The 608-nt window shown below is 66.1% G+C and carries 1 protein-coding gene; it reads left to right on the top strand.

Translation table 11 applies throughout. The features are described from left to right. Positions 1-608 (top strand): ISAs1 family transposase (locus tag FMZ75_RS21230; RefSeq protein ID WP_166146319.1); only part of this gene is annotated, 608 nt, incomplete at both ends.

Raw genomic sequence — 608 nt, forward strand, 5'->3', positions numbered from 1 at the left:
CAGGCGATCGTGGACAAGGACGCCGATTATCTGCTCGCCGTCAAAGCCAATCAGCCGACGCTGCGCGCCGAGATCGAGAGCGCCTTCGCCGCTGCGACGCGCATCGACACATTCGTCGATCCCGACAAAGGCCATGGACGCATCGAACAGCGCAGCGTGAGTGTCCTCACCGAGGTCGACTGGCTGAACGGCGAGCGCCGCTTTCCGGGCGAGCTGCGCCTGCCGAAGGTCGCGACGATCATCCGCGTCGAATCGCGCGCCGAGCTCGCCGACCGCAGCCGCTTCGAGACCCGCTATTACATCTCCTCGGCCCGGCTCTCCGCGAAGCGGGCGGGCGAGGCCGTGCGCGGCCATTGGGGCATAGAGAATCAGCTGCACTGGGTTCTCGACGTCGTCTTCGCCGAGGACCAATCGCGCCTGCGCAAGGGCCACGGCGCGCGGAACATGGCCGTCGTCAGGCATTTCGCGGTCAATCTCATCCGCACCGCCCCCGAACCCGAGCGTCCGCCGCCGATGAAGCCGCAACGAAAGGCGACCAAGCCCAGGCGCACGAGCATCAAGCTCCGCAGAAAAATCGCCGGATGGAGAGACGATTATCTCGCCACAGC

It is taken from the genome of Methylosinus sp. RM1, from assembly GCF_011378635.1.
In the GTDB taxonomy this organism is placed as follows: Bacteria; Pseudomonadota; Alphaproteobacteria; order Rhizobiales; family Beijerinckiaceae; genus Methylosinus; species Methylosinus sporium.